Genomic DNA, 12601 nt, shown 5'->3' with positions numbered 1-12601 from the left:
CAAGTGACCTGCATCACACTCGCCGGCCGTGGCATGCTGGCTCGATGGCATCTCCCCGTCCCCTCCCGCCCCTTGCCGAACGGATCGAGGAACTCCTCGCGCCCGGCGGCCCGTTGCCCCTCGTCATGGCCGGAGACCCCGTTCTGCGGGCGGGCACTGCGCGTTACGACGGCCAGCTCGACCCGGTGCTGCTGGCCCGGTTCGTCGAGGCGCTGCGCCGCACGATGCACGCGGCGCCCGGCGTCGGTCTCGCGGCGCCGCAGGTCGGCGTGGGACTGCGGATCGCGGTCGTCGAGGATCCGGCGACGGTGCCGGAGGAGGTGCGGCAGGCCCGCGGCAGGGTGCCCCAGCCGTTCCGGGTGCTGGTCAACCCGGCCTACGAGCCGGTGGGTTCGGCACGGGCCGCGTTCTTCGAGGGCTGTCTGAGCGTGCCGGGCTACCAGGCGGTCGTGGCCCGGCCCGCCGAGGTCCGGCTGACCGGCGAGGACGAGCACGGCAGGCCGCTGGACGAGGTGGTCGGCGGCTGGCCCGCCCGGATCGTCCAGCACGAGACGGACCACCTCGACGGCCTGCTGTACCTCGACCGGGCCGAGCCGCGCTCGCTGGCCGCCGACCGGACGGTCCTGGAGCGGTGGGCGCAGCCGACCCCGGCCGAGGCGGCGCGGGCGCTGCACTTCCCTCTGCCGTAGGTCAGTTGTCCCGGTACGCCTCCAGCAGGCGCAGCCACACCTCGCTGATCGTGGGGTAGGACGGGACGGCGTGCCAGAGGCGGGCGATCGGCACCTGGCCGACGACGGCGACGGTCGCGGAGTGGATCAGCTCGCCGACGCCGGGACCGACGAAGGTGACGCCGCGCAGGATCTCCCGCTCCAGGTCGACGACCATCCGGGCGCGGCCCCGGTAGCCCTCGGCGTACAGCCCGGCTCCCGCCACCGACGACATGTCGACGTCGACGGCCCGTACCCGGTGTCCGGCCCGTTCGGCCTCCGCGAGCGACAGGCCGACCGAGGCCGCCTCGGGGTCGGTGAACACCACCTGCGGGACGCACTCGTGGTCGGCGGTGGCGGAGTGGACGCCCCACGGGTCGTTCTGCGCCGGGGACGCTCCGGCGGCGCGGGCGGCGATGGCCGCGCCCGCGATCCGGGCCTGGTACTTGCCCTGGTGGGTGAGGAGGGCACGGTGGTTGACGTCGCCCACCCCGTAGAGCCAGTCGGTGCCGGTGACCAGCAGGCTGTCGTCGACGCCGAGCCAGGAGCCGGGCTCCAGGCCGACCGTCTCGAGGCCGATGTCGTCGGTGCGCGGGGCACGGCCGACGGCGAAGAGGATCTCGTCGGCCTCGATGCGCTCCCCGGTGTCGGTGACGACCACGACGACCCCGTCCGTGCGGGTCACGGACGCCACCGAGACGCCGGTGCGCACGTCCGCGCCGGCCTCGGTCAGCGCCTCGGCGACGAGCGCGCCGGCGAACGGCTCCATGCGGTCGAGCAGGGACTTGCCCCGCACCAGGAGGGTGACCTGCGAGCCGAGGGCCTGCCAGGCGGTGGCCATCTCGGTGGCGACGACTCCCCCGCCGACCACGACGAGCCGGCCGGGCGCGGCCTGGGCGGCGGTGGCCTCCCGGCTCGTCCAGGGGCGCACCTCGGCGAGGCCGGGCAGGTCGGGCAGGGCGGCGCGGGTGCCTGTGGCGACGACCACCGCGTGGCGGGCCGTGAGCACGGTGTTTCCCACCGTCACCGTGCGGGGGCCGGTCAGTCTGCCGTGGCCGCGGTGGAGGTCCGCGCCGATGTTCTTGAGCCAGTCGGCCTGGCCGTCGTCCGTCCAGTCGCCGGTGTACCAGTTGCGGCGGGCGAGCACCGCTTCCGCGTCGAGGGGGCCCTGCACGGCCTGACGCAGGCCGGGCAGCCGGCGGGCGTCGGCGCGGGCGATGACCGGGCGCAACAGGGCCTTGCTGGGCATGCAGGCCCAGTACGAGCACTCGCCGCCGACGAGTTCGCTCTCCACGACCGCAGTGGTGAGACCGGCCGCGCGGGTGCGGTCGGCGACGTTCTCCCCCACGGGCCCGGCCCCGAGCACCACGACGTCGTAAGCGTTGGTTTCCGTTTCCGTCATGGGGTCAGTCTGGTGGGTGGTGTGCGGGGTGGCCACAGGGGTAGGGGCGCGGAATACGCGTCCGGCCGCCCGTGTTGTGACGGGCGGCTTCACCCCGTGTCGGGACGCACCCGACGGGAACTCCGGGAAGAAGGAATCAGGTCATGAGCAGCACCGTGGAGCTCACCAAGGAGAACTTCGACCAGACGGTCACCGAGAACGACTTCGTCCTGATCGACTTCTGGGCGTCCTGGTGCGGGCCGTGCCGTCAGTTCGCCCCGGTCTACGACAAGGCGGCCGAGGAGAACCCCGACCTGGTGTTCGGCAAGGTGGACACCGAGGCCCAGCCGGAGCTGGCGCAGGCCTTCGGCATCCAGTCGATCCCGACGCTGATGATCGTGCGCGACCGGGTCGCCGTGTACGCCGAGCCGGGCGCGCTGCCCGAGGCCGCCCTGACGGACGTCATCGGACAGGCGCGGCGGCTGGACATGGACGAGGTGCGCAGGTCGATCGAGGAGCAGCGGGCGAAGGCGGAGGCGGGCGAGTCCCCGGCCGCCCGGGGCGAGTGACCGTCCGGGCGGCGGGGTCTGCGCATTCCTGCGCGGCGTCCTAGAACGGGTAGGGCGCCACGTCGGCGCGCACCGTCGTCCATCGGACGTCGGTGAACGCCTCCAGGTTGGCCTCGCCGCCGAACCGGGCGCCGGTGCCCGAGGCGGCCACCCCGCCGAAGGGCGCCACGGCCTCGTCGTTCACGGTCTGGTCGTTGATGTGCACGATGCCGGTCGGAACGCGCTCGGCCAGGTCGAGGCCGCGGGCGGCGTCACGGGTGACGATGCCGAGCGAGAGCCCGTAGGAGCTGCGCGCGGCCAGTGCCGCCGCCTCGTCCGGCGTGCTGAAGGGGCGCACGGGGGCCACCGGGCCGAAGACCTCCTCCGCGTAGGCGGGGGTGTCGTCGCCGACGCCCGCGAGGACGGTCGGCCGGTAGAAGCGGTCCTGGTGCGTGCCGCCCGCGGCGAGCTTCGCCCCGGCTGCCGTGCTGGCCTCCACCAGGCCGTGCACCTTGGCGAGTTGGCCGTCGTCGATGAGCGGGCCGAGGTGCACCTGCGCGCGGTGCGGGTCGCCGACGGCGAGCGCGTCCGCCTTCGCCGCGAGACGTTCCACGTACTCCTCGTAGAGGGAGGCGTGCACCAGGTGACGGCCGGTGGTCATGCAGATCTGGCCCTGGTGGAAGAACGAGCCCCAGGCCGCCGTGGAGATCACCGCGTCGAGGTCTGCGTCCTCCAGCACGATCAGGGCGGAGTTGCCGCCGAGCTCGAGGTGCGCGCGCTTGAGGTGGCGTCCGGCCGCCTCGCCCACGGCCCGGCCGGCCGCAGTGGAGCCGGTGAACGAGATCACCGGCACGCGCGGGTCGGCGACCAGGGCCTCGCCGGTCTCCGCGCCGCCCGGGAGGATGTGCAGCAGGCCCTCGGGCAGGCCCGCCTCCGCGAACACCGCGGCGAGCGCCAGCCCGCCGCAGACGGCGGTGCGCGGGTCCGGCTTGAGGACGACGGCGTTGCCGAGCGCGAGGGCGGGCGCGACGGAGCGGATCGACAGGATCAGCGGGGCGTTGAAGGGGGAGATCACGCCCACGACGCCGACGGGGACCCGCCGGGTGTACGACAGCCGGGGCGCCTCGCTGGGCAGGACCTGGCCGGCCGGGCGGGAGGCGAGGGCGGCTGCCTCGTAGCACTCCTGGGCCGCGACGTGCAGTTCGAAGTCGGCCTTGCCCGCGATGGAGCCCGACTCACGGACGATCCACTCGCGCAGCTCGTCGGCGTGCGCGGCGAAGAGGTCGCCCGCCCGGCGGAGCACTCCGGCGCGGACGAAGTGCGGGACGCGGGCCCACTCGGTCTGCGCGGCGCGGGCCGCCTCCGCGGCCGGCGCGACGTCCGCGCCCGCCGCCAGGACGACGGTGCCCAGCTGCTCGCCGGTGGCGGGCTCGGTGACGGTGTACCGGGGACCCGACAAGGTGCGGGGCTGCCAGTTGGTGGGGTCGAGCAACGGCATGGGGGCTCTCCGATCGGTGACCCGCGGGCTTCGTCGCTCTCACGGGGAGAGCGGAAGTCCCGTGTAGTTCGCCGCCAGTTCGGCGGCCGCGTGGCGGGATGCGGTGATCCGGCGCAGCCGGGCGAGCTGCATCCGGTGGTCGAACGCATCCCCATCTGGTTGAGCGTGCAACATCCTAGTCATGTCGTAGGAGAATCGGGTGGCCTGCCACACACGGCGCAGGCACAGGTCCGAGTACCCGTCCAGGAGTCGTGTGGACCCCTGGGCGTGCAGTTCGACGAAGGCCCTGGCCAGGATCCGGACGTCGGAGACGGCGAGGTTGAGTCCCTTGGCGCCGGTGGGCGGGACGATGTGGGCGGCGTCCCCGGCGAGCACCAGCCGGCCGTGCCGCATCGGTTCGCGGACGAGACTGCGCATGTCCGTCACGGACCTGGCGGTGATCGGGCCGGGACACAGCGTCCAGTCGGCGTCGACGGCGAACCGCGCGGCGAGTTCGTCCCAGATGCGCTCGTCGGGCCAGTCCCGCACGCTCGTGCCGCGGGGGACCTGGAGATAGAGCCGGGAGACCCGCGGCGAGCGCATGCTGTGCAGGGCGAAGCCGCGTGCGTGGCGCGCGTAGATCAACTCATGGCAGGAGGGCGGCACTTCGGCGGTGACGCCGAGCCAGGAGTACGGGTAGTCGTGGGCGTACGCGCGGCCCGCGGCCGCCGGAAAGGCGTTCCGGGCGACACCGTGCGAACCGTCGCAGCCCGCCACCCACGCGCAGTGCAGGGTGCGTTCCAGGCCTTCGTGCCGGAACCGCACGACCGGCGCCCCGCTCTGCGGATGCTCGACGGCGAGCGCCTCCGCCTCGAACAACAGGGGTGGTCCGTCGGCCAGTTGGAGAGCGATGAGATCCTTCACGATCTCCGTCTGGGCGTAGATCGTGACCGTGCGGCCACCGGTGAGGGCGGGGAAGTCGAGGCGATGGCGTTCGCCGTCGAAGCGCAGCTCGATCCCGTGGTGCACCAGGCCCTCGACGTCGAGCCGGTCGGCGGCTCCGGCCGCGCGCAGCGCGTCGACCGTGCCCTGCTCCAGCATTCCGGCGCGCTGGCGCCCCTCCGCGTGGGCGCGCGTCCTGCTCTCCAGCACGACACAGGCGATTCCCGCCCGGTGCAGCAGACGGGCCAGCAGCAGCCCCGCGGGGCCGCCGCCGATGATGCCGACCGTGGTGCGCATGGCATGCCTCCACCTGGACGGTAGTTCAGCTGGAGTCGCGCTGCACCACGGTGACCGAGAACAACGCGTGCGACTCGGGAGCGGCCGCGGGGTTGCGGACCGCGCGGTCCACCAGTGAGGCGAGGTCACGGCCGGAGGGCAGCGCGATCCGCACGGTGCTGAGCCTGGGCCGCAGCAGCCGGCCGAGCAGCAGGTCGTCGGCTCCGATGACCGCCACGTCCTCGGGAACGCGCAGGCCGGCGTCGCGCAGGGCACGCAGCAGCAGCATGGCGTACTCGTCGTTGTAGGCGAACACGGCGTCGAGGCCGAGGCCGCGCCAGCGCGCGGCGAGGGCGTTCGCGTCCTCCTCCGCGTAGGCGAGCGGCAGCTCGGTGACGGTGGCGTCCACGCCCTGAAGGGCCTCGCGGGCGCCGGTGAGCCGGGGCGCGGAGAACATCTCCATGCCGCGCTCCTCGGGGACCACCACCCCGATCCGGCGGCGTCCGCGGGCGTACAGGTGCCCGGCGGCGCCCCGGCCGACCTCGGCCTGGTCCAGGAGCATCGCGTGGGCGCCCTCGACGGCGCCGGGGCTGAGGGTCACCACGGCCCGGGCGCCGGACCGCTTGAGGATCGCCACCCCTTCGGGTCCGATGCCGGTGCCGGGCACCAGCACGGCGACGGGTCTCAGCTCGGCCCACGCGCGGGCGGCGTCGTCACCGCTCAGGCCGCTCGCGCCGTACTGGACGACCGTGTAGTCGAGGCGGCTCATCGCACCCTGGAAGTCGTGCACGAACCGGCTGTAGAGCGGCCCCGCCGGCACCGGCAGGGTGGGCATCAGAACCATCCGGCTGTGCCCGGCGCGCAGCGTGCGGGCGGCCGCGTGCGGCACGTACCCGAGTTCCTTCGCGGCCTCGCGGACCCGGCGGCGGGTGGGCTCGCTGATGCGTACGGCGTTGGTGTTGTTCAGGACGTAGGAGACGGTCGCGCGCGAGACGCCGGCCAGGCGGGCCACGTCTGCGCTCGTGGGCACGGGGCGGGGCGCCGGCGACATCGTCGGCGCGGGCGTGTTCGGTATCTGCACCATGACGTACCGCATCTTGGCAGAAGCCGTGCGCCGGGTCCCGGGCGGGGGACGCCGAATCCGATGATCCGTCAGCGATCATGCTCACGGCGAGTCCGCGAAGGGCCGCGGGGCGTCGCGTCACGGCGCGCCGGGGCACGTCACCCGGCGTGCGCTCGGCGGGGCTCCCCCGTGACCCGGTCGACCAGGTCGTTCCAGCCCGCCTCCAGACGCTCCGGCGGCATGCCGCACTGCCGGGTGAGATGGTGGACGAGGACGGGGTTGAGGTACCCCATCAGCGTGTGCGCGAGGAGTTCGCCGTCCGCGTCGGGCAGCGCCTGCCGCAGCAGCACCGCCAGGTGATGGTGATGCACCCGGCGCACCGGGACCGAGTGCCGGCGGTCCGGCCCCGGCTCCGCCGCGAGCTGCAGATCCAGCTGGTCGACGGAACGGGCGAGGAGCGCCAGACCGAACGCCCGCAGCCGCTCCACCGGCGGCGCGCCCGGCCCCAGCGGCGGGGCGCCGCTCAGAAAGGCCGCCTGGAACTGCTTCTCCGAGTGGTCCAGCAGGGCGTTCAGCAGACCCGTGCGGTCGCCGAAGCGGCGGAAGACGGTCCCCTTGCCGACGTGCGCCGCGCTCGCCACCGCCTCCATCGTGACCCCGGCCGCGCCGTGCTCGGCGATCAGACGGGCGGCGGCGTCCAGCAGCCTGGCCCGGTTGCGGGCCGCGTCGGCGCGCAGACACGGCTCGTCGCCCGCCGGACCGAGTTGCAGCAGCTCCGGCTCGGCGGCGCTCTCCGAGGGCTCGGGGCAGGGGGGCAGTACGGCGGACATGACGTCAGCGTAAAGCATCGGGAATGAAACTGGACCGCGGTCCGGTTAGGGTGCTAGAAACATAAACGGACCCCGGTCCGGATTATTGCCGCAGTGTTTCAGCCTCTGGGAGTACCCATGTCTGTCCGCATCCTCGCGCTCGTCGGCAGCCTTCGCGCCGGCTCGACCAACCGCCAGCTCGCCGAGGCGGCCGTCAAGGTCGCTCCCGAGGGCGCCGAGGTCGACCTGTTCGAGGGCCTGGCCGAGATCCCGTTCTACAACGAGGACCTCGACGTCGAAGGCAGCGTCCCGGCCGCCGCCGCCCGGCTGCGCGAGGCCGCCCTGGCCGCCGACGCGTTCCTGCTCTTCTCCCCCGAGTACAACGGCACCATCCCGGCCGTCCTGAAGAACGCCATCGACTGGCTGTCGCGTCCCTACGGCGCCGGCGCCTTCGGCGGCAAGCCGGTCGCCGTGGTCGGCACCGCGTTCGGCCAGTTCGGCGGCGTGTGGGCGCAGGACGAGGCCCGCAAGGCCGTGGGCATCGCCGGCGGCAAGGTCATCGAGGACCTCAAGCTCTCCATCCCGGGCTCGCTGACCCGCTTCGCCGAGACCCACCCGGTCGACGACGCCGAGGTCGCCGCCCAGCTGACCGAGGTCGTCGCCCGTCTGCACGGCCACGCCGGCGAGGCCGCCGCCGCCTGACGCCCGACGGCACGGTGCCGACCGGCGCCGAGCGACGGCAGCCCGACCGGCGGCACGCCGGCACGGGAGCGGCCGGCGAGCCGGCAGCACACCACAGGGGTCCGGAATCCGTTCCGGGCCCCTTCGGCGTGCGCACGCTTCCCGGCCGGGTCCGGGTCGGGTCCAGGCCGGGTCCGGGTCGAGCCCGGGTCGGATCCTGGTCGAGCCCGGGTCGGATCCGGGTCGGGCCCGGGTCGGATCCGGGTCGGGTGAGAGGAGCGGCGAATGTCGGTCAAGCCGCAGACCGCGGGCCGTCCCGTCTGATAGGGCTGGGGAGATGAGCACCCTTTATCGACGACTGCTCGATCTGATGCCGCACATCGGCGTGCAGGTGACCGACCTCGGGCCGGGGAAGGCGGTGGTCTCCCGACGCGGCGGCCCGTACCGGGTGACCGGCGCCGGCAAGGACACCTGGCTCCTGCGGCCGACGGGCGACGCGGCACGTTCCGAGGCCGCCGAGGCCGCCGAGGACGTGGCCGTGCGGCTGGGCGACACCGGCGCCGTGCTTCTCATGGACCCCTCCGCCCGCCGGGACGAGCGCGCGACGCAGCTGGCCGCCGCCGCGTACCTCTGCACACAGCATGTGGCCGCGATGCTCGAGCTCTACGGCGTGAACTGCGTGTTCGACGTCGGCGCCAACACCGGCCAGTACGCCAAGGGCCTGCGCAAGGCCGGTTACACGGGGCGGATCGTGTCGTTCGAGCCCACGTCGGCGACGTTCGCCCGGCTGGCGAAGGCGGCCGAACACGACCCGCAGTGGCAGGTGCACCGGTGCGGACTGGGCCGCGAGGAGACGACCGCGCGGATCCACACCGGCTGGAAGACCATGAACTCCCTGCTGTCCGCGAGCGAGTACGGCAAGGGCCGCTACAGCCGCTTCGCGAAGGACGACACGGAGGAGATCCGCGTCCGCCGGCTGGACGACGTCATGGACGAGGCGCTGGCCGGCCTCGACGACCCGCGCCCCTACCTGAAGATGGACACCCAGGGCTATGACCTCGAGGTGTTCGGCGGGGCCGGGGAACGCATCGCGGAGTTCGTCGGGATGCAGTCCGAGGTGGCCCTGCTGAAGCTGTACGAGGGCAGCCCGGGGATGGGCGAGGCCCTCGCGCGTTACGAGGCGGCCGGGTTCGGCATCACCGGCATGTACCCGGTGACGCGCGAGGCGACGACCGGGCGCGTGATCGAGTTCGACTGCGTCCTGATGCGGGCGGCCGCCGCGCCCCCCGCCTAGGACCCGACCGGTGTGACGGTTCCCGGCGGTCCTGCCCGGCGGGGGCCGCCTCGCGGAGGCCGCGCCGCGGATCCGTCACACCGCGGACGCGTCCGGTGCGGCCTCCTCCTGACGCCGGGCCGCCCGCAGGCTGGTGAACGTCGTCGCGGCGAGGACGAGCACGATGAAGCCCAGGGAGAACGGGATGCCGATCTCGGGCACGTGGACCCCGGACTCGTGCAGGGCGTGCAGCAGCAGCTTGACGCCGATGAAGCCGAGGATGATCGACAGGCCGTAGCTGAGGTGGACCAGTTTCTTCAGCAGACCGCCGATGAGGAAGTACAGCTGGCGCAGCCCCATCAGGGCGAAGGCGTTGGCGGTGAAGACGATGTACGGGTCCTCGGTCAGGCCGTAGATCGCGGGGATGGAGTCGAGGGCGAAGAGCACGTCCGTGGAGCCGATCGCCAGCATCACGACCAGCATCGGGGTCATGACCCGCTTGCCGTTCTGCTCGATCCACAACTTGGTGCCGTGGTAGCGGTCCGCCACGCCGAAACGCCTCTCCACGGCCTTGAGCAGCTTGTTCTCCTCGAACTCCGACTCGTGCGCGCCCTTCCGGGCGTCCTGGATCAGCTTCCACGCCGTCCAGATCAGGAACGCGCCGAACAGGTAGAAGACCCAGGAGAACGTCGAGATGATCGCCGCGCCGGCCGCGATGAACAGCGCGCGCAGCACGAGGGCGACCAGCACGCCCACCATGAGGACCCGCTGCTGGTACTGCGAGGGCACCGCGAACTTGCCCATGATCAGGACGAACACGAAGAGGTTGTCCACGCTCAGCGACTTCTCGGTGATGTACCCGGCGAAGAACTCCCCCGTCGGTCTGCCGCCGCCGAAGACGAACACGCCGACACCGAACAGACAGGCCAGCACGACCCAGACGACGGTCCAGGTCCCGGCCTCCTTGACGGAGACGTCGTGCGGTTTGCGGCCGATGAAGAAGTCGGCGGCGACCAGCGCGCACAGCGCCGCGACGGTCAGCAGCCAGACGGAGGGCGAGACGTTCACAGGGGTACTCCTGGCGCAGATGTGGGGGTGAAAATCGTTGTCGCACAAACCGCCGAGTTTCCACCCCTCTCAGATGAACAGAAGGTCATGTCCTGGCAAGGTGCGGTGTGCACCCGGACGCGCCCGCCGAACGGCGGGGAGCTTCCGCCGAACGGCGGTGCTCCGTGGCGGCGCCCGTGCACGGATCATGGCCGCACGAGCCGCCCCGCCGAGGAGACGCCATGACATCCGTCCCGCCGCCGTTCGACCCCGAACTCGCCGCCGCCCTGGAACTGATCAAGGACTTCATCCAGCCCGGCCTGGCCATGGAGGACATCGAGGCCGCCCGTCAGGGCCCGGCCGCGGCGATGCTGTCCCAGCTGGACCTGACGGCGGGCGGCGCCTTCACGGTCGAGAACCGCACCGTGCCGGGGCCCGAGGCCTCCCCGGAGATCTCCCTGCTGATCTGCCGCCCCGCCTCGCCGGCTCCCGACCGTCCGCGTCCCGTCGTCTACCACGTGCACGGCGGCGGCATGGTCCTCGGCGACAACCGGTCCGGGGTGGACGTGGCACTGGACTGGGCGCGGGCGCTGGACCTGGTCGTCGTGTCGGTGGAGTACCGTCTCGCGCCCGAGCACCCGCACCCGGCGCCCGTGGAGGACGTGTACGCCGGGCTGCTGTGGACGGCGGAGCACGCCGAGGAGCTCGGCGCGGACCCGGACCGCATCGTGATCGCCGGCGCCAGCGCGGGCGGCGGGCTGACCGCGGCGCTCGCCCTGCTGCTGCGCGACCGGGGCGGTCCGCGGCCCGTCGGCCAGCTGCTGATGTGTCCGATGCTGGACGACCGCAACGACACCGCCTCCTCCCACCAGATGGCGGGCCTCGGCATATGGGACCGCACCGCCAACGACACCGGCTGGACGGCGCTGCTCGGAGCGGCACGCGGCGGCCCGGACGTGTCGCCGTACGCGGCGCCCGCCCGCGCCGAGGACCTGTCCGGGCTGCCGCCCGCCTTCCTTGACGTGGGCTCCGCCGAGACCTTCCGGGACGAGGTCGTCGACTACGCGTCCCGGATCTGGCAGGTCGGCGGTGTCGCCGAACTGCATGTGTGGCCGGGCGGCTTCCACGGGTTCGACGGTTTCGCGCCGCAGGCCACGCTGTCGAAGTCGGCCCGGGCGGCCCAGCTGGACTGGCTGCGCAGACTGCTCGCCGAGTAACCGTGGCACGGCTCCGGCTCTCGTCGGCGAGGGGCGCGTGGCGCATGATGAGCGCATGAAAGAGCTGGCGGGGCGCCTGACGGCGCTGGACCCGGACGCCGGCGCCGCCGTGCGCGTCATCGCCTACTTCGACCGGCTGACGGAGGGCCGCGCCGGGGTCGAGGCGCTGGTGCGCGGGGCCGCGGTGCTCGCGGGGGTGCCGGCGCGGCTCGTCGACGCCGACCGGGGGGTGCGGATCCGGATCGAGGCCGACGGCGTCCGGCGGGACTCCGGCCCGCCGCCGGACCCCGCCTGGCCGTCCGCCGCGCTGACCCCGGACGGCGCGCCCGCGTTCTGGCTGGAACGCGCCGACGCGAGGCCGAGCGTGGTCGACGCCGTGATCCTGGAGCGGGCCGCGAGTGCGGCCCGGCTCGTCCTGGACCGCACCCGCGGCCGGGTCCCGCTGGACGATCCCGCCCTCGTCGAGACGCTGGTGGACGCCGGCGCCGCCGAATCGGCCCGGCTGCACGCCGCCCGCGGTCTCGGCCTCGACCTGCGCACGCCGGCCCGCGCGCTCGCCACCGCGGCGGGCCGGCCCAGGGTGGTCCCCGCCTCCGCCGCACCCGGCGGCGCCGAGCCGGCCGCCGTCCGCACCGGTGTCGGCCCGGCCGTGTCCGTGCTGGAGCTTCCGGGGTCGTGGGAGGCCGCCAGGACCGCGCTGCGGTTCACCGCGGAAGGGGGAGCCCTGGATCCCGGGCCCAGGGTGGTGTACGCCGAGGAGCTGGGCGGGATCGCGCTGCTGGCCGACCTCATCGCTCCGGGCGCCGAACCGCCGCCGGACGTAAGGGCGCTGGACACGGCCGCCGCGGACGCGCCCTGGCTGCTGAGCACGCTGTACGCCGTCACGGCGACGGCGAGCCTGCGGGCGGCCGCGACGGAGGCCCACGTTCACCATTCCACGCTCCAGAGCAGGCTGCTGCACGCCGAACACCTGCTGGGCTGGCCGGTGCGCACCCCGCAGGGCCGGCTGCGACTGCACCTGGCGCTGACGACGCGAAGGCTGACCCGGCCGTAGGGACGCGGGCGGGGTGGGGCGGGGCCGACCTACGCGGTCGCCCGTCCGCCCCGCGCCCCGCACGTCCCGCGGTCGGGACGTCCCGCACCCCGGACGTCCCCCGATCCGGACGTCCCACGATCCGGA

12 protein-coding genes are annotated in these 12601 nt (G+C 73.7%); 6 read left to right on the top strand and 6 right to left on the bottom strand.

Annotated features, from left to right (window positions below):
• Positions 1 to 44: 44 nt before the first annotated feature.
• Complete coding sequence (locus tag ACH4ZA_RS20230; RefSeq protein ID WP_398430757.1) at positions 45 to 689, top strand: peptide deformylase; 645 nt, start codon at positions 45 to 47, stop codon at positions 687 to 689.
• A gap of 1 nt (position 690) precedes the next feature.
• Here the strand turns inward: ACH4ZA_RS20230 and ACH4ZA_RS20225 are convergent, their stop codons facing one another.
• Positions 691 to 2109 carry a dihydrolipoyl dehydrogenase family protein gene (locus tag ACH4ZA_RS20225; RefSeq protein WP_398430755.1) on the bottom strand — a complete coding sequence of 473 codons (1419 nt, stop codon included), beginning with the start codon at positions 2107 to 2109 and terminating at the stop codon, positions 691 to 693.
• Positions 2110 to 2252: 143 nt separating this feature from the next.
• On the opposite strand from ACH4ZA_RS20225, the gene trxA reads away from it, so the two are divergent.
• Positions 2253 to 2657: a thioredoxin gene (gene trxA, locus ACH4ZA_RS20220; protein ID WP_398430754.1), complete on the top strand. Its 405-nt coding sequence runs from the start codon at positions 2253 to 2255 to the stop codon at positions 2655 to 2657.
• A 40-nt stretch (positions 2658 to 2697) separates the two neighbouring features.
• On the opposite strand, the gene ACH4ZA_RS20215 is transcribed toward trxA, so the two are convergent.
• The 4 genes from ACH4ZA_RS20215 to ACH4ZA_RS20200 form a co-directional block, all read right to left on the bottom strand.
• Positions 2698 to 4134 (bottom strand): aldehyde dehydrogenase family protein, encoded by a 1437-nt coding sequence (locus ACH4ZA_RS20215; protein WP_398430753.1) that lies wholly within the window; start codon positions 4132 to 4134, stop codon positions 2698 to 2700.
• A 39-nt stretch (positions 4135 to 4173) separates the two neighbouring features.
• Positions 4174 to 5352 carry a 4-hydroxybenzoate 3-monooxygenase gene (locus ACH4ZA_RS20210; RefSeq protein WP_398430752.1) on the bottom strand — a complete coding sequence of 393 codons (1179 nt, stop codon included), beginning with the start codon at positions 5350 to 5352 and terminating at the stop codon, positions 4174 to 4176.
• Between the two features lie 25 nt (positions 5353 to 5377).
• Entirely contained in the window at positions 5378 to 6427 is a 1050-nt protein-coding gene (locus tag ACH4ZA_RS20205; RefSeq protein ID WP_398430751.1) for a LacI family DNA-binding transcriptional regulator, read from the bottom strand.
• Between the two features lie 125 nt (positions 6428 to 6552).
• Positions 6553 to 7242 (bottom strand): TetR/AcrR family transcriptional regulator, encoded by a 690-nt coding sequence (locus ACH4ZA_RS20200; RefSeq protein WP_398430750.1) that lies wholly within the window; start codon positions 7240 to 7242, stop codon positions 6553 to 6555.
• A 99-nt stretch (positions 7243 to 7341) separates the two neighbouring features.
• Here ACH4ZA_RS20200 and ACH4ZA_RS20195 point away from each other — a divergent pair, with 99 nt between their 5' ends.
• A complete protein-coding gene (locus tag ACH4ZA_RS20195) occupies positions 7342 to 7905 on the top strand; it encodes an NAD(P)H-dependent oxidoreductase (protein ID WP_319194474.1) in 564 nt (187 codons plus the stop codon).
• A gap of 316 nt (positions 7906 to 8221) precedes the next feature.
• Entirely contained in the window at positions 8222 to 9178 is a 957-nt protein-coding gene (locus ACH4ZA_RS20190; RefSeq protein WP_398430748.1) for an FkbM family methyltransferase, read from the top strand.
• A gap of 75 nt (positions 9179 to 9253) precedes the next feature.
• On the opposite strand, the gene ACH4ZA_RS20185 is transcribed toward ACH4ZA_RS20190, so the two are convergent.
• Positions 9254 to 10225, bottom strand: coding sequence for a TerC family protein (locus tag ACH4ZA_RS20185; protein WP_398430746.1), 972 nt, complete (start codon positions 10223 to 10225; stop codon positions 9254 to 9256).
• Positions 10226 to 10446: 221 nt separating this feature from the next.
• Here ACH4ZA_RS20185 and ACH4ZA_RS20180 point away from each other — a divergent pair, with 221 nt between their 5' ends.
• Together ACH4ZA_RS20180 and ACH4ZA_RS20175 are read left to right on the top strand one after the other, a co-directional pair.
• Positions 10447 to 11421 (top strand): alpha/beta hydrolase, encoded by a 975-nt coding sequence (locus tag ACH4ZA_RS20180; protein ID WP_398430744.1) that lies wholly within the window; start codon positions 10447 to 10449, stop codon positions 11419 to 11421.
• A 55-nt stretch (positions 11422 to 11476) separates the two neighbouring features.
• Positions 11477 to 12475: a helix-turn-helix domain-containing protein gene (locus ACH4ZA_RS20175; protein WP_398430743.1), complete on the top strand. Its 999-nt coding sequence runs from the start codon at positions 11477 to 11479 to the stop codon at positions 12473 to 12475.
• Positions 12476 to 12601 lie beyond the last annotated feature (126 nt).

The organism is Streptomyces sp. NPDC020597 (assembly GCF_044335095.1).
Taxonomy (GTDB): Bacteria; Actinomycetota; Actinomycetes; order Streptomycetales; family Streptomycetaceae; genus Streptomyces.
The sequence above is the reverse complement of the archived record's forward strand: the minus strand, read 5'-3'. Positions and strand labels throughout refer to the sequence as shown.